The organism is Tessaracoccus aquimaris (assembly GCF_001997345.1).
Taxonomy (GTDB): Bacteria; Actinomycetota; Actinomycetes; order Propionibacteriales; family Propionibacteriaceae; genus Arachnia; species Arachnia aquimaris.
In genome coordinates this window covers 1,518,606-1,539,006 of sequence record NZ_CP019606.1, presented here as the reverse complement: position 1 = coordinate 1,539,006, position 20,401 = coordinate 1,518,606, and the positions used below count along the sequence as shown (strand labels likewise).

The window sequence follows — 20,401 nt, the reverse complement described above, 5'->3', positions numbered from 1 at the left end:
GCTCAAGGCCTGACCCGAGCCGGCACCGCTACGATCGGCGGAGAGACAGGAGCCGCCCGTGACGTTGCCAGCCTGGGTTACCACGATCTTCGTGATCGTCGAGTACCTGATGAAGATCATCGCGATCGGGGTCGTGCCCGAGAACCGGCGCCCCTCCTCCTCGTCCGCGTGGCTGCTGCTGATCCTGTTCCTCCCCGTCGTCGGGTTCCCGCTGTACTGGCTGATCGGCAGCCCCTGGGTGCGGGGGCGCAGGCAGCAGATTCAGCAGCGCAGCGACGAGGTCATCAAGCAGCACACGCTCGGCCTGCCCGTCGTCCCGGAGGGGGCGCACACGTCCCCGGCGCTGGAGCGGATCCTGTACATGAACCGCGACCTGACGGGCTGCCGTGCATGACGGGCGCCGTCGTCGCGATGCACGCCGACGCGGAGGAGACCTACGAGGCGATGGCGGCCGCCGTCGACCGCGCGAAGCGCTACGTGCACGTCGAGTTCTACATCATGGCATGGGACGAGACGACCGACGTGTTCTTCACCTCCCTGGAGCGGGCCGTGAAGCGGGGCGTCAAGGTGCGACTGCTGGTCGACCAACTCGGCTCGCAGAAGTACACGGGCTGGCGCCAGTTCCAGCGGCGGCTCACCGAGATCGGCGTCGAGTGGCGCCTGATGATGCCCATCGCGATCCTCAAGGGACGCTGGCGCCGCCCCGACCTGCGCAACCACCGCAAGCTGATGGTGGTCGACGGGGACGTGGCGCTGATGGGGTCGCACAACCTGATCGACCCGAGCTACGCCAGCAAGAAGAACAAGCGGATCGGCAGGCGCTGGCACGACCTGTCCGTGTCCGTCACGGGCGATATCGTGCTGGAACTCGAGGCCGTCTTCGCGATGGACTGGTACGTCGAGTCCGGGGAACTGCTCGACCCGCAGGAGCACTTCATCGACAAGCCCGACCTGATCCCGGGCGGTGCCGCCAACGCCATGCAATTGGTGCCGTCGGGGCCCGGCTATCCGACCGAGCCGAACCACCGGATGTTCGTCGCGCTGATGTACCTGGCGCAGCACACCATCACCATCGCCAGCCCCTACTTCGTGCCCGACGAGCCGCTGCTCAACGCCATCACCTCGGCCTGCTACCGAGGGGTGCACGTCGAGTTGTACGTCGGCGCCGAGGCCGACCAGTTCGTCGTGGGGCACGCGCAGCGCTCCTACTACGAGGCGCTGCTCGAGGCCGGGGTCAACATCTACCTGTACCCGGCTCCCGCGGTGCTGCACTCGAAGTACATGACGGTCGACGACACGATCGGCGTGATCGGATCGTCCAACATGGACTACCGCTCCTTCGCGCTCGACTACGAGATCATGCTGCTGGCCTTCGGCGGCAACATGGTCGACCTGCTGCACGAGAACGACGCGCACTACCGGCAGGTGTCGAAGCTGCTGACGATGGAGGAGTGGCGCCAGACGCCCTGGTGGGAGCGCTACCTCGACAACGTGTGCAGGCTGACGTCGGCGCTCATGTAGCGCTCAGAGCCAGTCCTTCCACTTGAAGATCAGGTACATCACCACGCCGGTCACGACCATCAGCCCCAGCCCCCACAGGTAGCCGAACTTCCAGTCCAGTTCCGGCATGTTGTGGAAGTTCATGCCGTAGGTGCCCGCGACGAGGCTCGGCACGAAAAGCACGCCGGCCCAGGCCGCGATCCTGCGCGAGTCCTCGGCCTGCTTGAGGCTGGCGGCGGTCATGTTGGTGACCTCCTCGTTCTGCCGCTGCGTCTGCAGCGCCAGGTTGAGGTCGAGCGCGCCCTTGAGCGCCTCGTGCAGCGACTCGACGCGCTCGTTGACGCTGATCGCGTGGTCCTCGATGTCGCGCAACTGCTGGCGCAGCAGTTCGGGGCGTTGTTCATGATGGGGTCATCGCGCAGGTCGTCGACGATCTGACGCAGCGGCCGCAGCGCGCGCTGCAGGTCGATGACCTCGCGGGAGAGTTGATAGATGCGCTTGGAGACGTGCGAGGCTCCGCCGAAGACCTCGGTCTCGATCTCGTCGACGTCGTTCTCGATGCCGAGCATCACGGGGCGGTACCCGTCGACGACCGTGTCGAGCAGCCTGGTCAGCACAACGCGCGGGCCCTTGGCGAGCACCTTCGGCTTGGCCTGCAGTTCCCTGCGCAGTTCGGACAGGTCGGGGGTGGGGGAGTGCCGCAGCGTGACGATGAAACGGTCGCCGACCAGCGCGTGCACCTCGCCGAACTCGATGGTCTCCGACGTGTCGCGGTAGGTCGCGGCGCGCAACACCAGGAAGCCGACGGCGCCGTAGCGCTCGAACTTCGGCCGCTGGTGCGCGTTGATGATGTCCTCGATGAGCAGCGGGCTCAGCTCGAACTGCTGGGCAAGCACGTCCACGTCCTTGTGGGTGGGGCGCTTCATGCCGATCCAGGCGAAGGACTCGGGGTGCTCGTCGAGATATCCGAAGGTCTCCGCGAACGTGGTGGCGGTCGCGACGCGGCGACCCTCAGCGTAGATGCCCGCGTCGACGATGGACGTCACGGCGTGTTCGCTGCCCATCTCACCCCTCCCGTCAGGTCGGGGTCAGCCTACTCTGCGGCGACCTTGGCGGGAGTGTCGCGACGCGCCACGGCCCAGACGAGGGCCCCGACGCCGAGCACCGCGACGACGATCACCAGCGGGGCGACAATTCCCACAGCCGCACGACCGCGGCCCACCCGATGAATCCGACGGTGCCGTACAGGAAGGCCCAGATCACGGAGCCCGCGGTCACGGCGGGCAGGTAGCGGCGCAGCGGCATCCGGGTGATGCCTGCCGCGAGGTTGATCATCGTCTGGATTCCGATGGTCAGGAAGGACAGCGCTATGGCGGGGGCGCCCCAGCGGTTCAGCCAGTCCCTGGCCACCGCGTAGTGCTTGGAGCTCATCATCTTCGCCATCCGGGTGTGCTCCGCCCCGCGGGTCAGCCCGCGGCCCAGCCAGTAGGTGCCGTTGGCCCGCAGCATCACGATCACGAACAGTGCCGCGACGATGACGAGATAGGGGGCATCCCAGGTCATGGGATTGAACACGCTGCTCCTGATGGTTCGAGGTCCCGCAAAGTCTAGCCCGCGAATTAGGGAGACTCCATGTCGCGAAAATCATCCTTTGTGATGATTCGGGTCGCGCGGCGGCATGTTCGGGCCCAGGAGGGCGCCCTCTAGGATGCTCGCCATGCGCCTCCATCTGCTCCGCCACGGCCAGTCCGTGTGGAACCTGGAGCGACGGCTCCAAGGCCAGACGATGCACGTTCCGCTCACGCAACAGGGGATCGACGAGGCCCGCGCTGCCGCGGCGGCGCTGAGAGGGGTTGCGCTGAGCGCGGTCTGGTCGAGCGACCAGGTGCGCGCAATCCAGACGGCGGAGGTCGTCGCTGGGGAGGTCGGCCTGCCGGTTACTCCGGTGGCGGGGCTACGGGAGGTCGCGCTCGGTTCGATGGAGGGCATGCGCTACGAGGACCTGCGACCCGAGGATCCGCCGGAGGGCCTGCAGACCTGGGAGGTTGGCTGGGGTGGCGGCGAGTCGCTCGTCGACGTCGCCGGGCGGTTGCGTGTGCTCCTGGCCGACCTGGCGTCGACGTTCGCGCCCGGGGACGAGGTGCTGCTGGTGTCGCACGGAGACACGCTGCGCCTGCTCGTGACGATGCTCGACGGCGGCGGGCCGGGTGACATCGACTGGGAGACCTGGGCGCAATGGCCCAACGGGCTCGTGGTGAGCCGCGACTGGGACCCGCTCACCCTCGAGCCGTGAGCACCGCTCAACGCCAGACCCGCGCCCGCGCGTCGGGTCAGTGGTGCTAGCGTCGCGGCCATGCTTGTCAGCCGTGCCGCCGGGATCGCGCTCGGCGTCGTCGCCGACCGGGTCCTCGGAGATCCCCGCCGCCACCACCCCGTCGCCTGGTTCGGGACGTGGGCCGCGCGGGTGGAGGAGTCGACCTACGCCGACGACACCGCCGCGGGGGCGCTCCACGTCGCGGCGACCGTCGCTCCCGTCGCAGCCGCCGCGCTGCTGGTCGAGCGGGTCAGCAGGCGCCACCCCGTCGCACACACCCTTGCCACCGCCGTCACGACCTGGGCGGTGCTCGGTGCAAGGAGCCTCGCACGGGAGGGTGACCTGATGGCCGACCGTCTCGACGAGGGCGACCTGGGCGGCGCCCGCGCCCGGCTCGGCAACCTCTGCGGCCGCGACCCCGAGCAATTGGACGAGCCGGAACTGGCGCGCGCCGCCGTCGAGTCGATGGCGGAGAACACCGCAGACGCCGCGGTCGCGTCGCTGCTGTGGGGGACGCTGCTCGGCGTCCCCGGCATGGTCGTGCACCGCTGCCTCAACACGCTCGACGCGATGGTCGGTCACCGCAACGAGCGCTACGCGCGGTTCGGGACGGCCGCCGCGAGGCTCGACGACGTCGCCGACCTGGCCCCCGCCCGCGTCACGGGGGCCGTCGCCTGCCTGCTCGCGCCCACCGTCGGCGGCGACGCGCGGCACGCCTGGCGGATCATGCGACGCGACGGGGCGAAGCACCCATCGCCCAACGGCGGATGGTGCGAGAGCGCATGGGCCGGGGCGCTCGGCGTCCAGTTGGGCGGCACCAATGTGTACTTCTCCCGCTCCGAGGACCGCGACCTGCTCGGGGAGGGGCCGCGCCCCAGGTCGCCCGAACTTCGCCGCGCGGCCCGGCTCGTGACCCGCGTCACCGCGGTCGTCACCGCTGGCTGCGTCGCGGCGCTGGCCATATGTGGAAGGAAGAGATGACCGGAATCCTCATCGCGGGCACGTCGTCCGACGCGGGCAAGTCGCTGTTCGTGACGGGCCTGTGCCGGGTCGCCCGGCGGCGCGGCATCGACGTTGCCCCGTTCAAGGCGCAGAACATGAGCAACAACTCGATGGTGTGCCTCGACGGGTCCGAGATCGGCCGCGCCCAGTACCTGCAGGCGCTCGCCGCGGGCGTCACGCCCACCTCGGTGCTCAACCCCGTGCTGCTGAAGCCGGGCACCGACCGGCGCAGCTTCGTGGTGCTGCGCGGGCAGCCGTTCGGCACGCTCGAGGCGGGGGAGTACGCCACCGAGCGCAGGCACCTGGCCGAGGCCGCGTTCGCCGCCTACGAGGAACTGTCCGCCCGGCACGACCTGATCGTCTGCGAGGGGGCAGGATCTCCCGCCGAGATCAACCTGCGCGCAGGCGACTACACCAACATGGGCCTCGCCCGTCGCTTCGACCTGCCGGTCGCGCTGGTCGGCGACATCGACCGCGGGGGAGTGCTCGCCTCGATCTACGGCACCTGGGGCCTCCTCGAAGAACCGGACCGTGCGCTGCTCTCGGGCTACATCATCAACAAGTTCCGCGGCGACCAGTCGATCCTCGACCCGGGACTCGACGACATCAGCGCCCGCACCGGGCTGGCGAACTTCGGCGTGCTCCCGTACCTGCACGGCGTCTGGGTCGACGGCGAGGACGCGCTCGAGGTCGGCCGCTGGCGCTCCGACGGCCGCGCCGCCGACCCGTCCGACCTCACGATCGCGGCCGTCCGGCTGCCGCGCATCTCCAACGCCACCGACGTCGACGCCCTCGCGCAGGAGCCCGGCGTCGACGTCACCGTGACTGTCGACCCGCGCCAGGTCGAGGCCGCCGACGTCGTCGTGCTGCCCGGCTCCCGCTCGACGCTCGACGACCTCGCCTGGCTGCGCGAGACCGGCATCGCCGCCGTCATCGAGGCCCGCGCCGCCGCGGGTCGCCCGGTGCTCGGGATCTGCGGCGGCTACCAGATGCTGGCCCGCACCATCGACGACGACGTGGAGGGCAGCGGCCGCGCCGACGGGCTCGGCCTGCTGCCCGTCTCGGTGCGGTTCCACGCCGAGAAGGTGCTGGCGCGCCCGGAGGGATCCTGGCGCGGCGAGGCCGTCACCGGCTACGAGATCCACCACGGCATCTGCACGGTCGACCCGGGCCACGAGCCCTTCCTCGACGGCGTCCGCGCCGGTTCGGTGTGGGGCACGATGTGGCACGGGTCGCTCGAGTCGGACGGCTTCCGTCGCGCCTGGCTGCGCGAGGTCGCCGCCCAGGCGGGCCGCGACTGGTCGCCGTCAGGGGAGGGCATCAGTTTCGGCGCGCTGCGCGAGACGATGATCGAGACGACGGCAGACGCGATCGAGGAACACATCGACGTCGACGCTCTGCTTTCGCTCGCCCGCTAGCCGCTCGTTCCCTGGGGCTGGCTCCCTGCGCGGGTGTCGAGGTTTCGACGTACCGCGCGACTTCGTCGGTGGGCTGGCTCAACCAACGTGTCGCTGGTTGAGCCATGTCGGGCGCGGAGCGGTCGACATCGGTCGAAACCCCCGTGAGGGGCGCGGGGTCTCGGGTGATGCCCGTGGACTGGCTCGCTGCGTGGGTGCGGGAGGTTTCGACGCACCGCGCGACTTCGTCGGCGGGCTGGCTCAACCAACCTGTCGCTGGTTGAGCCATGTCGGGCGCGGAGCGGTCGACATCGGTCGAAACCCCCGTGAGGGGCGCGGGGTCTCGGGTGATGCCCGGGACTGGCTCGCTGCGTGGGTGCGGGAGGTTTCGACGCACCGCGCGACTTCGTCGGCGGGCTGGCTCAACCAACGTGTCGCTGGTTGAGCCATGTCGGGCGCGGAGCGGTCGACATCGGTCGAAACCCCGGTGAGCTCCGCGGGGTCTCGGGTGATGCCTCTAGTGCCCTGGGGCTGGCTCGGCGTGCGGGTGCGGGAGGTTTCGACGCACCGCGCGACTTCGTCGGCGGGCTGGCTCAACCAGCGATCGTCACGGAACCCGGTGGCCGCCCGCCCGGAACAGTTCGTACCACTCGCTGCGCGTCAGCGGGATGTCCGAGCCCAGCGCCGCGCCCGCGACCCGGTCCGGGGTCGTGGTGCCGAGCACGACCTGCATGCCCGCCGGGTGCCGCGTGATCCACGCCGTCGCGATCGCGATCGGCGGCACGTCGTACTTCGCCGCGAGCCGGTCGATCACCGCGTTCAACTCGGGGTACTCGTCCGAGCCGAGGAACACGCCCGTGAAGAAGCCGCCCTGGAACGGCGACCACGCCTGGATCGTCAGGTTGTTGATCCGGCAGTACTCGACGAGGCCGCCGCCGTCCAGCACCACCGACTGGTCGAGGTCGGACATGTTCGCCGCGACGCCCTGCGCGATCAGCGGCGAGTGCGTGATCGACAACTGCAACTGGTTCGCCACCAGCGGTTGGCGCACGGCCGTCTTCAGCAGGTCGATCTGGCGGGGCGTGTGGTTCGAGACGCCGAACGCGCGCACCTTGCCCGCCGACTCCAACTCGTCGAACGCCCGGGCGACCTCCTCCGGTTCGACAAGCGCGTCCGGGCGGTGCAGCAGCAGCACGTCGATGTAGTCCGTGCGCAGCGCGCGCAGCGACCCCTCGACCTGGCCCATGATGTGCTCGTAGGAGAAGTCGAAGTACGGCCCGTCGGTCACGATGCCGCACTTGGTCTGGATCGTGATTTCGCCGCGTTCGGCGGTGGAGAGCCGCATCGCGTCCGCGAACCGCTCCTCGCAGGCGTGGTCGCGACCCCCGTAGATGTCGGCATGATCGAAGAAGTCGATGCCCGCCTCCCGCGCGGTCCCCACCAGTTCGCGGATCTCTGCGTCGGACTTGTCGGCGATGCGCATCAACCCCAGGACGACGTTGGGCACCTCTTTCCCGGTGCCGCCGAGCGGAACGGTCCTCATCGTGGTCATGCCTGTCTCCTCACGTCCGTGGTGTAGCAGGAGCCTATCGCCGTGCGGTCGCGCGTGGCGGCACCCTTGAGCGACCCCGCCTGACGAGGTCCTGACGGCCCCTGCAAGACTTCACCCGAGCATGGGAATGCTTGAGGAAGCCGGTGTAAGTCCGGCACGGTCCCGCCACTGTGACCGCACCCGATGGTGCGGGAGTCAGGAACTCATCCCATGCGCCGCACACCTCGGGCGAGAGACCCAGAAAGGCGACCAGGATGACGCATCCCCCATCGCAGCCACGCCTCATCGGCATCGGAGTCGGACCAGGCGACCCAGACCTCATCACCCTCAAGGCGACCCGCGCGCTCGAGATCGCCGACGCGGTGCTGGTGCCCGCGACGGAGGAGTCCGGCGACGGGCCGGGCCGGGCGGAACAGATCGTGCTGGCCAACGCGCCGGACGCCCGGATCGTCCGGGTGCCCTTCTCGATGGCCGACCGCAGCGGCGTCAGCCCCCGACGCAAGGCCGCGTGGCTCGCCTCCGCCACCGCCGCCGTGGACGCGTTCGACGATGGCGCCCGGTGCGTCGCCTTCGCCACTGTCGGGGACCCGAGCGTCTATTCGACGTTCTCCTACCTAGCCGCGCACGTCCTGGAGCGCCGCCCCGACGTCGCCGTCGAGGTGATCCCCGGCATCACCGCCATGCAGGCCCTTGCCGCCACCAGTCGCACCCCGCTCGTCGAGGGCACCGAGACCCTCGCACTCGTCCCCGTCACCGCCGGCCTCGATGCCCTGGAGCGGGTGCTCGACGCCGTCGACACCGTGGTCGCCTACAAGGGCGGACGGCGGATGCCGGAGGTCGTGGCGACCCTGCGATCCAAGGGCCGCGATGCGGTGCTCGGCGTCAACCTCGGCCTCGACCGGCAGGAACTGATCCGGCTGGCCGACCTCGACGACGACGCGACCGCCCCCTACTTCTCGACGGTGCTGGCTCCCGCCGCCCGCGGCGACCAGGCGGGGGGACGGCTGTGAACCGCGGCAAGGTCATCTTCGTGGGGGCGGGCCCCGGCGCCGCCGACCTCATCACCGTGCGCGGCGCAGACGTCATCTCCCGCGCCGACATCGTGATCTGGGCCTCCAGCCTGGTGCACCCGGGGATCGTCGCTGGAGCCCGTCCCGACGCGCTTGTCGTCGACTCGGCCTCCGCGGCGCTGGAGGACACCGCGGCCCACTACCGACGCGCCGCAGACGAGGGCCTGCTCGTGGCGCGCGTCCATACCGGAGACCCGTCCATCTACGGGGCGACCGGGGAGCAGTACGAGATGTGCAGGCAACTCGGCCTCGACTTCGAGACCGTCCCCGGTGTCTCCGCCTACTCGGCCACCGCCGCGAGGATGAACTCGGAGATCACCATCCCCGAGGTGTCCCAGTCGCTGATCCTCACCAGGCTCGAGGGCGGCCGCACCCCCATGCCGCCGCGCGAGACGGTCAAGGGGTTCGCTGCCCACGGCGCCACCATGGCGCTCTACCTCTCGGCCGCCCGCAACAAGCAACTGCAGGAGGAACTCCTCGCGGGCGGGTACCCGCCGGAGACGCCGTGCATCGTCGGTTACCGGGTCTCCTGGCCGGACGAGATGATGCTGCGCTGCCCGCTCGGCGAGTTGTCGGCGACCATGCGCGAGAACAAGTTGTGGAAGCACACCGTCGTCCTTGTCGGCCCGGCACTCGCCGAGGGCCACAGCGGCACCCGCTCACACCTGTACCACCCCGGCTTCCGGCACGAGTACCGCGCCGCAGAGGCCACCGCCCAAACCGACCTTCGCGCCAACGGCGCGGGCGCCGTCCGACTCGAGGGAGAGACCCGATGATCCACGTGCACGGCTACCTGGGCGAACTGAGCCAGGCGACCCGGGACCTCGCCGCCACCGCCGCGCTCGTCGTCGGGGGACGGCGCCACCTCGCCGAACTGGGCGTCGAACCCGAACGCCAGGTCGTGCTCGGCGCGCTGACCCCTGCCCTCGAGCGGATCGGCGCGGCCGACCCGAATGACGACGTCCTGGTCGTGGCGAGCGGCGACCCGGGCTTCCACGGGATCGTGCGCCGGATCCGGCTCGCCGGCCACGAGGTCACCGTCTCGCCCGCCGTCAGTTCCGTCGCGGCGGCCTTCGCCGCCGTCGCCCTCCCGTGGGACGACGCCCTGGTGGTCTCGGCACACGGCAAGCCCCTCGACGCCGCCATCGCCGCGGCGCGCTGGCACCGGAAGGTCGCGGTGCTGACCTCCGCCGACGGTGGCGTCCGGGAACTCGCGGTCGCCCTGCCCGCCCGAACCTTCGTGCTTGCCGAACGCCTCGGAGAGCCGGACGAACGGGTCCGCGTCCTGACCGCCGAGCAGGCCTCCGCCCTGGACGACGTCGCCGAACCCAACGTCGTGCTTGTCCTCGACGGCGTCCCGGACGATCCCGGCCTGATCGCCGCGGAGGCGCCGCGCGACCGCGCGCCCGGCGCCGAACCCGTCGTCGGCCACCTCGTCGGCAGCCCCGCCGCGTGCCGCCGAGCCGACGAGATCGACGCGGCCCTCGGCGTGGCGTCCCGGCGCTACGACGGCCCCGCCGCGCACCTGCTCCCGCTCGCCTGGCGCGAGTGCGACCTGATCGTCAGCCACCTGGCGCTCGGCGCCACCACCCGCCTCGTCGCGCCCCTGCTGCGCAGCAAGGTCACGGACCCCGGCGTGGTCGTCGTCGACGAGGCGGGCCGCTTCGCCGTCCCGCTCGTCGGGGGGCACGCGGGCGGAGCCAACGACCTCGCCCGCCGCATCGGCGAGGGGATCGGCGCGACCCCGGTGCTGACCACCGCGACCGACGCCCTCAACCTGCCGGCCCTCGACACCCTCGGCTGGGCATACAGCGGCGACGTCGCGGGCGTCACCCGCGCACTGATCGACGGCAGGCCCGTCCTCGTCGAGAAGACCTCCGGGTGGCCGCTACCGCCGCTGCCCGAGAACGTGTCGAGCGACGCGGACGACCCGGTCGCCCGGATCGTGGTCACCGACCTCGCCGAGGCCCCGGCCTCGGCGCTTCCCACCGTCACGCTGCACCCCAAGAGCCTCGTCGTCGGGATGGGCTGCAACCGTGGCACCGACATCGCCGTCATCCGCCAACTCCTCACCGACACCCTCTCCGAGCACGGGCTCGCGCTGGAGTCGGTCGCCGCCATCACCACGATCGACGTCAAGGCCGGCGAGATCGGCTTCCTCAAGCTGGTCAAGGACCTCGGCGTCCCGCTCATCGACTACCCGGCCGACGAACTCGCCGGCCAGGAGGTGCCGACCCCCAGCGCTCTCGTCGAGGGTCACGTCGGCACGCCTTCCGTGTCGGAGGCCTCCGTGCTTGCCCACGGAGCGGAGTTGATCGTCCCCAAGCAGCGCAACACCGACGCCACCTGCGCGATCGGGCGGCTGCCTGCGCGCGGAAGGCTCAGCGTCGTCGGCCTCGGCCCTGGCTCCCGCGACCTGCTCACCCAGCGCGCCCAGACCGCGCTGCGACAGGCCACCTTCATCGTCGGCTACGGCCCATACGTCAAGCAGATCCGCGACCTTGCCCGCCCCGGCACCCGGATCTACGCGTCGAAGATGGGCACCGAGGAGGCCCGCACAGCCGCCGCGATTGAGGCGGCGCGAGCGGGGGAGAACGTCGCGCTCGTCTGCGGTGGCGACCCGGCGATCTACGCCATGGCCAGCCCCGTGCTTGAGCAGGGCACCGAGGGCATCGACGTCGAGATCGTGCCGGGCGTCACCGCGAGCCTCGCCGTCTCGGCGATCCTCGGTGCGCCGCTCGGCCACGACCACGTCACCTTGTCGCTGTCCGACCTGCACACCGACTGGAACAACATCGAGAAGCGCCTGCACGCCGCCGCCGACGGCGACTTCGTGGTCGCCCTGTACAACCCGCGCAGCCGCACCCGCACCAGGCACCTGCCCCGAGCGCTGGAGATCCTCGGCGCACAGCGCGGCCCCGACACGCCCATCGCGGTCGTGCAGCAGGCGTGCCGGTCCCGCCAGAAGGTGCTGATGAGCACGCTCGCCGAGTTCAAGCCCGAATGGGTCGACATGAACTCGCTGGTCGTCGTCGGCTCCTCCACCACGAAGTACGTCACCACCGGCGGCGGGGAACTGCGCATGGTCACCCCCCGCGACTACGCCTGGATGCCCAAGGAGAACGCATGAGCACCCCACTGATCATCGCCGCCCACGGCACCCGCGACGCGGCAGGCGAGGCCGTATGCCGACGCCTCGGCGAACGGGTCGCCCGGATGCTGCCCGACGCGCGGGTCGCCGTCGGCTTCGTCGAACTGAGCCTGCCCACGATCCCCGACGCCCTGCGGGAGGTGGTCGCCGACGAACCGGCCGGGCGGGCGGTCGTGGTGCCCCTGATGCTCGGCACCGGCGGGCACGTCCGCAATGACATCCCGGCCTTCATCGAGGAGGCCCTCGAGTCGGTGCCCGAGGCGCGGATCGACTACGCGGGCCACCTCGGTGCCGACCCGCGGCTCACCGACGCCGTCCGACAGAGGCTCGACGCGGCGCTTGGCGACTGGGAACCCGGCGAGGCGACCCTGGTCTTCGTCGGCCGCGGCGCGCTGGTCGCCGAGGCCAACGCCGACCACGTCCGGCTCGCCCGGATGCACTACGAACAGGGCGGATGGGGCGCCGTCGAGCCCTGCTTCATCCAGGTCACCGACCCGAGACTGCCCGACGGCCTCGACCGCGCCTACGCCGGTGGCGCCCGCAGGATCGTCGTGATGGGCCACTGGCTCTTCCCCGGGAGACTGCGGCAGTGGACCTTCGAACAGGCCGAGGCCTGGGCCGCAGCGCACCCCGACGCCGAGGTACGCCTCGCCGAGGTGATCGGCGACTGCGACGAACTGGCCGAGGTCGTCATCGACCGCTACCGCGAGACGCTGCCCGACGCCACCCCCTCCGGCTCGCCCGCTTACCTGACGGGGCTGCTGCTGCAGGGGCGAAGCGTCGTCGTGGTCGGCGCTGGCCGCGTCTCCTCTCGACGGGTCCAAAGGCTCCTCGACTCGGGCGCCGACGTCACCTTGATCGCGCCGGAGGCCACCCCCGGACTGGTCAGGCTCGCCGAGGCGGGGCGGCTCCGCTGGCAGCGCCGGGGCTACCGCGACGGCGACCTCTCGGGCGCCTGGTACGCGTTGGCCGCCACCGACGACCCGCGGGTCAACGCCGCGGTCGCGGCCGAGGCAGAGCGAGAGCACGCGTTCTGCGTCCGCGCCGACCACGCCCCAGGCGGCTCCGCCTGGACGGCGGCCTCGCAGTCGGCCGGCGGCGTGACGATCGCCGTCGTCGGGAACCGGGAACCACAGCGCTCCCGGGCGGTCCGCGACGCGATCTTCGCCGCCCCGTCGGTACGGCAGGCCATCTTCACGGCGCTCGTCGGGCAGGAGGAACGATGAACTACCTGAGGACGGGGGCCGAGATCTACGAGGAGTCGTTCCGGATCATCCGCGACGAGACCGACCTTGCCCGGTTCCCCGAAGACGTGAGCCGAGTCGTGGTGCGCATGGTGCACGCCGCCGGGGCCACCGACATCGCCGACGACGTGGCCTTCACTCCCGCCGTGGTGGCACGCGCCAACGCAGCACTGCGGGCGGGGGCCGCGATCCTGTGCGACTCGTCGATGGTCGCCACCGGCATCATCACCTCGCGCCTCCCGCGCTCCAACGACGTGATCTGCCACATCAAGGACCCCGCGCTCGCCGAGGTCGCCCGGCGCGAGGGGATCACCAAGACCATGGCCGCGGTCGACCTGTGGCTGCCGCGCCTCGAGGGGGCCGTCGTCGCCATCGGGAACGCGCCGACCGCGCTGTTCCGACTGCTGGAGGTGGTCCGTGCGACCGGGGTTCGGCCGGCCGCGGTCGTCGGCATCCCCGTCGGCTTCGTCGGCGCCGCCGAGTCGAAGGAGGCGCTCGCCGCCAACGACCTAGGGCTGGAGTACCTGGTCGTGCGCGGACGGCGCGGCGGCAGCGCCATGACGGTGGCCGCCGTCAACGCGATCGCCTCCACCGACGAACTGACCAACACCTCCCGACAGGACTGAGCGTGTCCGAGGGAGGACGCAAGGGCCAACTCCGCTCGTCGGGACTGCGGCCTGGCTGGACGACCGGCGCCTGCTCCGCTGCCGCCGCGAAGGCAGCCTGGGAGGCGCTGCTGTCCGGCCGGTTCCCCGACGCGGTCGAGGTGACGCTTCCCGGCGGCCACCGCCCGACGTTCACCCTGACGCACGAGTCACTGACGCCGCGGCGGGCCGAGGGGGCGGTCGTCAAGGACTCCGGCGACGACCCCGACGTGACGCACGGCGCCATCGTCCGGGTAGCCGTCTCCCAGGCACCGCCGGGCGCGGGCGTCCGCTTCGTCGGGGGAGCGGGCGTCGGCACCGTGACGCTGCCCGGGCTGCCCCTCGACGTCGGCGAGCCCGCCATCAACCCGGTGCCGCGCCGCTACATCGCCGACAACCTCGCCGAGGTGTCGGCGCGCCACGGGGTGGCCACCGACGTCGTCGTCGAGATCTCCGTCGACGGGGAGCAGAGCTTGCCCGGCGGACGTGGAACCCGCGGATCGGCATCGTCGGGGGCATCTCGATCCTCGGCACCACCGGCGTCGTGGTGCCCTACTCGTGCAGCGCGTGGATCGACTCGATCCGCCGCGGCGTCGATGTCGCCCGCGCGGCCGGCCTGCAGCACCTCGCGGGCTGCACGGGGTCGACGTCAGAGCGGGTGGCGACCGAACTCTTCGGCCTCGACGAGTTGGCGCTGCTCGACATGGGCGACTTCGCGGGCGCCGTCCTGAAGTACGTCGGCAGGCACCCCGTCGAGCGGCTGTCGCTGGTGGGCGGGTTTGCCAAGCTCAGCAAGCTCGCCAACGGCCACCTCGACCTCCACTCGCACCGCACCTCCGTCGACACGGGCCATCTCGCCGACCTGGCCTCCTCGGCCGGAGCCACGCCCGACCTGGTGGCCGTCGTCCGCGCCGCCAACACCGCCATGGGGGCACTGCAGGCCTGCGAGGCGGCGGGCGTCCCCCTCGGAGACGCCGTCGCCGCCGCGGCGCGCGACCAGGCGATGCGGGTCCTCAAGGGGGCCCCCGTGGCGGTCGACGTCGTCTGCATCGACCGCGCAGGCACCGTCGTCGGGCGCTCCTGACGGCTATCCGACCCCGCCGATCCGCCCGGAATCCCGGCTGCAAGACTGGCCCCACAAGTACAAAGCTCGAACAGCGAGAGGAACCCGGGAATCAGCCGGGACGGTCGCGCCACTGTGAGCCGCACGCGATGCGGAAGTCAGGAACTCAACCTGTTCGACCTGGAAGCACGGGACGCGAGATCCCGTCGAAAGGAGATCTGCGATGCACATCGCAGAGGGGTTCCTACCACCCCTTCAATGCGCGGCATGGTTCGCCGCCTCAACCCCCTTCGTGATCCACGGCGCGCGCGCCGTCATCCGCGCGTCGAAGGAGTCGCCCGAGAACAAGCTGCTGCTGGCCGCGGCGGGCGCCTTCACGTTCGTCCTGTCCGCCATCAAGCTCCCGTCGGTGACGGGCAGCTCCTCGCACCCCACCGGGACAGGCGCGGGCGCCATCCTGTTCGGGCCACCCGTGATGGCCTTCCTCGGCACCGTCGTGCTCCTGTTCCAGGCCCTGCTGCTCGCCCACGGAGGCCTGACGACGCTCGGCGCAAACGTCTTCTCGATGGCGATCGCGGGCCCTTGGGCCGGCTATGCGATGTGGAAGCTGCTGCGCAGGGTCTCGGCACCCACCTGGCTCGGCGTGTTCTCGGCCATGGCCGTGGCCGACCTGGTCACCTACTGCGTCACCTCGCTCCAGTTGGCCATCGCGCACCCCGACGCCACCGAGGGCTTCGGCGGGGCGCTCGCGAAGTTCCTCAGCGTCTTCGCCCTCACCCAGATCCCGCTCGCGATCGCCGAGGGCGTCCTCGGGGTGCTGCTGTTCGGGTTCTTCACCCGGGTGGCTAAGCCCGAGCTGATCCGGCTCGGCGTGCTCAAGCAGAAGGAGGCCGTCGGTGTTTCAGCGTAAGGATTGGTTCATCGGCGCCGGGCTCGTCGCCATCATCGCGCTGATCTTCGCGATCAGCTTCGCCATGGCCCCTCAGCCGGCCGACGGTGAAGAGGCCTTCGGCGGTACCGACGCCACCGTCACGGGCATCCTCGAGGAGCGGGGCGTCGAGCCCTGGTTCCGCCCCGTCTTCGAACCCGGCTCGGGTGAGATCGAGTCCGGGCTGTTCGCCCTCCAGGCGGCGATCGGGGGCGCGGTGCTCGGGTTCGCGCTCGGCCAGCTCCGCGGACGCGCCGCCATCAGGCGCGAACTGGAGCCGGTCGCCAGCGGTGACTAGCCACCAGACCACCATCGACGACGCCGCCTGGGCCAGCCCCTGGCGGCGCCGTCGAGTGGGGGAGAAGGTGCTCCTCAGCGTCTCGCTCGTCCTCACCGCGCTGCTGACGCCCGCCTGGCCCGGCTGCGTCCTTGTCGCGGCGGTGTCGGTCTTCTTCATCGTCGGTCCCGCCCGGATCCGGCCGGGCCTGCTGCTCACCGTCATGATCGCCCCGCTCACCTTCCTGGTGATGGGCTCGCTGCCGGTGGCCTTCCAGTTCGGCGGCACCGGGTGGGGGATCGGAGGCCTGAGGATCAGTCCCGACGGGCTGGGCACCGCGCTCGGCCTCGTCGCGCACGGCGTCGCCGGGACCCTCGCGCTGATGGTCGTCGCGACGACCACGCCCATGGTCGACGTCGTCACCTGGATGCGTTCGCTGCGCGTGCCCGACCCGCTCCTCGACGTCGCCTCCCTGATGTACCGCCTGCTGTTCGTGCTGCTGTCGACTGCGCTCGCCGTCCGCCAGGCGCAGGTCGCCCGGTTGGGTGACGCGGCCTCGTGGCGCCGCCGCTGGCGCGCGGTCGCCGACACCCTCGGCAGCATCATCCTGCGCACCTGGGCACGGGCGACCGCGCTCCAGCGGGGACTGGAGGGCCGCGGCTACGAGGAAGCGATGCGCACGCTGAGCCCCCGCAGACAACGCAACTGGGGCTTCGTCTGTGGCGCGGTCGCCAGCGTCGCGGGCGTCTGGGCCGCCTGCTGGGTGCTGTCATGAGCGCCCTCCTCGCCGCCGTCGACCTCACGGCGGGCTTCCATGACCACGTCGTGCTCCGCGACGCCACCCTGCGGATCGCCGCGGGACGGAGGATCGCCCTGCTCGGCGCCAACGGCTCTGGCAAGACGACGCTGCTGCGCTGCCTGTCCGGGGCACTGCGCCCGTCGGCGGGAAGGGTCGAGGTCGGCGGTCGTCCGCTTAGCCACGACCGGGCGTCGCTGCGCGCGCACCGCCGCCTCGTCCAGTTGGTGCTGCAGGACCCGGACGCCCAACTGTTCTCCGCCGACGTGACGCAGGACGTGTCCTTCGGCCCGCTCAACCTCGGCCTCGACGACTCGGCCGCATGGGCCCGCGTCGAGGAGGCCCTCGACCTGCTGTCGATCACGCACCTCGCCGAACGCCCGACCCACCACCTCAGCTACGGCGAACGCAAGCGCGTCGCCATCGCGGGCGCCGTCGCGATGCGCCCCGAGGTGCTGCTGCTGGACGAGCCGACCGCCGGGCTCGACCCGATGGGGGTCGGCGAACTGCTTGACACGCTGCGCCGACTGGACACGACCGTGGTCCTCGCGACCCACGACGTCGACCTCGCCCTCGCCTGGGCCGACGAGGTCGCCGTCGTGTGTGGAGGCGCGGTCACGCAGGGTGACCCGGCGCTGCTTGGTGACGCGGACCTGATCGGCCGCGCCCGGCTCAGGATGCCGTGGCAACTGGAACTGGTCGCCCGGCTGGGGCTGCCCGCGGCACCGGCCGCCAGGACGATGGACGATGTCGTGAGCCGACTCGGCACCCAGCGGTAGTGCTCAGCGGCCCGGCGGGGGAGGTGCGGTCGACTCCCTCACCACCAGCGTGGTGGCGAGTTCCATTCGCCTGCCGACCGGCTCTTCCACGCCGCGCGACATCGACACCAGGATCCGGATCGCGAGGGTTCCCATGGCCTCGAGCGGTTGGTTGACGGTGGTCAGCTTCGGTGAACACCATTCACCCGACTGGAGGTTGTCGAAGCCGACCACGCTGAGCTTGCGGGGGATCGCGACGTTGTGTTCGCGGGCCGCCGTGTAGAGGCCGTGGGCGTGCAGATCCGAGCCGGTGAACACCGCGGTCGGCGGGTCGGGTAGCTCCAGCAGCGAGCAACCGAGCCGGTATCCCGACTCCTCGTCCATGTGTCCGTGGCGCACCAGGTCGTCGTCGAAGTCGATACCCGCCCGGGCGAGGGCGGCGCGGTAGCCGTCGAGGCGTTCCTGCGAGTAGGGCAGGTCGGAGGGTCCCGTCATGACGGCGATGCGCCGGTGCCCCAGGTCGATCAGGTGCCGGGTCGCGTCGCGGGCGCCCGCGAAGTTGGTCGAGCAGATGGTCGGTACCGCCTCGGGAATGGCACCGAGCGGGTCGAGGACGACGTATGGCACCCGGAGCCGCCGCAGTTCGGCCCCCAACTCCGGGCGGAGCTTCGACGCCACGACCACCAGGCCGTCTGAGCGTCGCTCCTTGAACTTCTCCACCCAGTGCTTGTTGCCGAGGGTGCGGTTGTGCAGGGCGCTGACGACAAGCGCCACCCCCGCGCGGGACGCTTCGCCCTCGGCACCGAAGAGGATGCGCGCCGACCAGAGGCCGTAGACGTCGGCAAGGACCACGTCGATCAGCCCGCTGCGCGAGCGGCGACCCTCCCCACGCCTCCGGTACGAGGTGTCCTCGAGGATCGCCAGGATCTTGTCCCTACGCGCCGCCCCGACGCCGGGCCGGCCGTTGAGGACCTTCGACACGGTGCTGACCGACACCCCCGCCCGCTCGGCGATCTCGGCGATGGTGACGCGGCGGCTCACAGCGACCCGTGCGGACGAGCCTGCGAGGGGACCGCGTCCGCTTCCTCTCGCACCGCGCGCCGGCCCGGGCCGGGTGGAGCGGGAAGGGGCGTGAACGGGCGGCGTCGCAGGAGCATGCTCACACAATGCCATCCGACGCGGGGATACGCATCGCGGAACGACGCATCTTGGACGAAAGTTTCGTAGGGCTTTGCTCCGTGTTCCATGCCGGAGGCTGCCTCGGGCAGAAGGCTCGCTTATGGTCACATCTGCGGCCAGCAGGTTCGCGAAACTATCTCAATCCTCGACGAGGAGGAACAATGAAACGAGCAATCAGGAGCGTCAAGGCCCTGTCGGTCGCCGTCGTCGCTTGTCTGGGGGTCGCGGCGTGCTCGCCCGCCACCAGTGACCCTGCGCAGACCGGCTCGCCCGGAGCCCCCCAAGCGACCGAGATGACGTTCTGGCACAACGCCACCACCGGCGACGGCAAGGCGTTCTGGGACAACCTGGTCTCCGAGTTCGAGGCGTCGCATCCCGGCGTCACCATCCGGGCCCAGGCCGTGCAGAACGAGGACTTCGACGGCAAGCTCCAGACCGCGCTCAACTCGCCCGACGCCCCCGACGTCTTCATGCAGCGCGGCGGGCTCAAGATGCACGACATGGTCGATGCGGGACTTCTCCGCGACGTCAGCGGCGCAGTGACCGACACGCAGCGCGAGGAACTCGGCCAGGGCGCCATCGAGGCCATGACCTACCAGGACAAGGTGTGGGCGATGCCCGACACCATCCTCCCCGGAGGCATCTGGTACAGCCAGGATCTGTTCGACAAGGCGGGCATCACCGAGGCTCCCAAGACGATGGACGACCTGTTCGCCGCCATCGACAAGCTGAAGGCCGCAGGCATCACCCCGATCGCGCTCGGCGCCAAGGACGCGTGGCCTGCCGCGCACTGGTACTACTGGCTCGCGCTTCGCGAGTGCAGCCCTGAGACCCTGGACGCGACCATCGAGGCCCGCAAGTTCGAGGACCAGTGCTGGACAAAGGCGGGCGAAAGCCTGGAGAAGCTGGTCGCGGCGAAGCCCTTCCAGGACGGTCTCCTGACCACCCCCGCACAACAGGGCGCTGGATCGTCTGCGGGCCTGCTCGCCAACCACAAGGCCGCCATGGAACTGATGGGCGCCTGGAACGCGGGAGTCATCAAGGACCTGACCCCGAACAAGGAACCCCTTGCCGACCTGAGCTGGTTCCCCTTCCCTGAGATCCCCGGTAGCAAGGGCGCCCCGGGCGCGGTGATGGGCGGCATGGGCGGCTACTCGTGCTCCGCAGACGCCCCCGAGCAGCTCTGCTTCGAGTTCCTCCAGACGATCGTCAAGGCCGACTCGCAGATCGCCTACTACAAGGCGTTCTCCGTTCCGCCGCTGAACTCCAAGGCGAAGGAGGCCGTCACCGAGCCATTCAACATCGCCATCATGGACGGCCTCGCCAATGCCTCGTTCGTCTCGGACTGGCTCGACACGAGGCTCGGCCAGAACGTCGGAAATGCGCTCAACACCGCCGTCGTCGACCTGCTGGCGGGCAAGGGCGACGCCCAGCACCTGATCGACTCGGTCAACGCGGCCGCGGCCAAGGAATGACGAGCGCCGCACAGGCGCACACCCCGGTGAATGAACCCCTCCCGCCAGCTC

Annotated in this window: 20 protein-coding genes, 1 pseudogene and 1 riboswitch; of the genes and pseudogenes, 16 read left to right on the top strand and 5 right to left on the bottom strand. The window is 70.8% G+C overall.

Annotated elements, in window-relative coordinates:
* The first annotated feature begins 58 nt into the window (after nt 1–58).
* Nucleotides 59–394 (top strand): PLDc N-terminal domain-containing protein, encoded by a 336-nt coding sequence (locus BW730_RS19180; RefSeq protein WP_226997130.1) that lies wholly within the window; start codon nt 59–61, stop codon nt 392–394.
* Nucleotides 391–1,521, top strand: a complete 1,131-nt coding sequence (locus BW730_RS07240) for a phospholipase D-like domain-containing protein (protein ID WP_226997129.1) — start codon at nt 391–393, stop codon at nt 1,519–1,521. The genes BW730_RS19180 and BW730_RS07240 overlap by 4 nt, the downstream gene beginning before the upstream one ends.
* A 3-nt stretch (nt 1,522–1,524) precedes the next feature.
* On the opposite strand, the gene BW730_RS19960 is transcribed toward BW730_RS07240, so the two are convergent.
* From BW730_RS19960 to BW730_RS07225, 3 genes are all read right to left on the bottom strand, one after another.
* Nucleotides 1,525–1,848, bottom strand: a complete 324-nt coding sequence (locus tag BW730_RS19960; RefSeq protein ID WP_250637763.1) for a CorA family divalent cation transporter — start codon at nt 1,846–1,848, stop codon at nt 1,525–1,527.
* Nucleotides 1,740–2,564 (bottom strand): CorA family divalent cation transporter, encoded by an 825-nt coding sequence (locus tag BW730_RS19955; protein WP_077685659.1) that lies wholly within the window; start codon nt 2,562–2,564, stop codon nt 1,740–1,742. The genes BW730_RS19960 and BW730_RS19955 overlap by 109 nt, the downstream gene beginning before the upstream one ends.
* Nucleotides 2,565–2,676: 112 nt before the next feature.
* On the bottom strand, nt 2,677–3,075 hold the full coding sequence (locus tag BW730_RS07225; RefSeq protein ID WP_226997128.1) for a DedA family protein: 399 nt from the start codon (nt 3,073–3,075) through the stop codon (nt 2,677–2,679).
* A 142-nt stretch (nt 3,076–3,217) separates the two neighbouring features.
* On the opposite strand from BW730_RS07225, the gene BW730_RS07220 reads away from it, so the two are divergent.
* The 3 genes from BW730_RS07220 to BW730_RS07210 are packed head-to-tail and all read left to right on the top strand — an operon-like array spanning nt 3,218 to nt 6,234.
* A complete protein-coding gene (locus tag BW730_RS07220) occupies nt 3,218–3,793 on the top strand; it encodes a histidine phosphatase family protein (RefSeq protein ID WP_077687561.1) in 576 nt (191 codons plus the stop codon).
* A gap of 60 nt (nt 3,794–3,853) precedes the next feature.
* Nucleotides 3,854–4,795 carry a cobalamin biosynthesis protein gene (locus BW730_RS07215; protein ID WP_077685658.1) on the top strand — a complete coding sequence of 314 codons (942 nt, stop codon included), beginning with the start codon at nt 3,854–3,856 and terminating at the stop codon, nt 4,793–4,795.
* Nucleotides 4,792–6,234 (top strand): cobyric acid synthase, encoded by a 1,443-nt coding sequence (locus BW730_RS07210; RefSeq protein ID WP_077685657.1) that lies wholly within the window; start codon nt 4,792–4,794, stop codon nt 6,232–6,234. The genes BW730_RS07215 and BW730_RS07210 overlap by 4 nt, the downstream gene beginning before the upstream one ends.
* Nucleotides 6,235–6,820: 586 nt before the next feature.
* Here BW730_RS07210 and BW730_RS07205 read toward each other — a convergent pair.
* Complete coding sequence (locus BW730_RS07205) at nt 6,821–7,765, bottom strand: aldo/keto reductase (RefSeq protein ID WP_226997127.1); 945 nt, start codon at nt 7,763–7,765, stop codon at nt 6,821–6,823.
* 106 nt (nt 7,766–7,871) lie between these two features.
* Nucleotides 7,872–7,991, top strand: a riboswitch (cobalamin riboswitch).
* A gap of 28 nt (nt 7,992–8,019) precedes the next feature.
* Between BW730_RS07205 and cobI the strand changes: the two genes are divergently transcribed.
* The 10 genes and pseudogenes from cobI to BW730_RS07155 all read left to right on the top strand — a co-directional run bounded on the left by cobI (nt 8,020) and on the right by BW730_RS07155 (nt 17,717).
* On the top strand, nt 8,020–8,775 hold the full coding sequence (gene cobI / locus BW730_RS07200; RefSeq protein ID WP_077685656.1) for a precorrin-2 C(20)-methyltransferase: 756 nt from the start codon (nt 8,020–8,022) through the stop codon (nt 8,773–8,775).
* Entirely contained in the window at nt 8,772–9,611 is an 840-nt protein-coding gene (gene cobM / locus BW730_RS07195; protein WP_077685655.1) for a precorrin-4 C(11)-methyltransferase, read from the top strand. The genes cobI and cobM overlap by 4 nt, the downstream gene beginning before the upstream one ends.
* Nucleotides 9,608–11,965 carry a precorrin-3B C(17)-methyltransferase gene (gene cobJ, locus BW730_RS07190; RefSeq protein ID WP_077685654.1) on the top strand — a complete coding sequence of 786 codons (2,358 nt, stop codon included), beginning with the start codon at nt 9,608–9,610 and terminating at the stop codon, nt 11,963–11,965. The genes cobM and cobJ overlap by 4 nt, the downstream gene beginning before the upstream one ends.
* Nucleotides 11,962–13,212, top strand: a complete 1,251-nt coding sequence (locus tag BW730_RS07185; RefSeq protein WP_077685653.1) for a CbiX/SirB N-terminal domain-containing protein — start codon at nt 11,962–11,964, stop codon at nt 13,210–13,212. Before cobJ ends, BW730_RS07185 begins: the two co-directional genes overlap by 4 nt.
* A complete protein-coding gene (locus BW730_RS07180) occupies nt 13,209–13,856 on the top strand; it encodes a precorrin-8X methylmutase (RefSeq protein ID WP_077685652.1) in 648 nt (215 codons plus the stop codon). The genes BW730_RS07185 and BW730_RS07180 overlap by 4 nt, the downstream gene beginning before the upstream one ends.
* A gap of 2 nt (nt 13,857–13,858) precedes the next feature.
* Nucleotides 13,859–14,958: pseudogene (locus BW730_RS20310) on the top strand (cobalt-precorrin-5B (C(1))-methyltransferase).
* Nucleotides 14,959–15,160: 202 nt separating this feature from the next.
* Nucleotides 15,161–15,847 (top strand): energy-coupling factor ABC transporter permease, encoded by a 687-nt coding sequence (locus BW730_RS07170; RefSeq protein WP_077685651.1) that lies wholly within the window; start codon nt 15,161–15,163, stop codon nt 15,845–15,847.
* The gene (locus BW730_RS07165; protein WP_226997126.1) at nt 15,834–16,163 is read left to right on the top strand and encodes an energy-coupling factor ABC transporter substrate-binding protein; all 330 of its coding nucleotides are present in this window, start codon (nt 15,834–15,836) and stop codon (nt 16,161–16,163) included. Before BW730_RS07170 ends, BW730_RS07165 begins: the two co-directional genes overlap by 14 nt.
* Complete coding sequence (cbiQ, locus tag BW730_RS07160) at nt 16,156–16,917, top strand: cobalt ECF transporter T component CbiQ (protein ID WP_077685650.1); 762 nt, start codon at nt 16,156–16,158, stop codon at nt 16,915–16,917. The genes BW730_RS07165 and cbiQ overlap by 8 nt, the downstream gene beginning before the upstream one ends.
* Nucleotides 16,914–17,717, top strand: coding sequence for an energy-coupling factor ABC transporter ATP-binding protein (locus BW730_RS07155; protein ID WP_077685649.1), 804 nt, complete (start codon nt 16,914–16,916; stop codon nt 17,715–17,717). The genes cbiQ and BW730_RS07155 overlap by 4 nt, the downstream gene beginning before the upstream one ends.
* A gap of 3 nt (nt 17,718–17,720) precedes the next feature.
* On the opposite strand, the gene BW730_RS07150 is transcribed toward BW730_RS07155, so the two are convergent.
* Nucleotides 17,721–18,737, bottom strand: coding sequence for a LacI family DNA-binding transcriptional regulator (locus BW730_RS07150; RefSeq protein WP_226997125.1), 1,017 nt, complete (start codon nt 18,735–18,737; stop codon nt 17,721–17,723).
* A 299-nt stretch (nt 18,738–19,036) separates the two neighbouring features.
* Between BW730_RS07150 and BW730_RS07145 the strand changes: the two genes are divergently transcribed.
* Complete coding sequence (locus tag BW730_RS07145) at nt 19,037–20,350, top strand: ABC transporter substrate-binding protein (RefSeq protein WP_077685647.1); 1,314 nt, start codon at nt 19,037–19,039, stop codon at nt 20,348–20,350.
* Nucleotides 20,351–20,401: the final 51 nt, after the last annotated feature.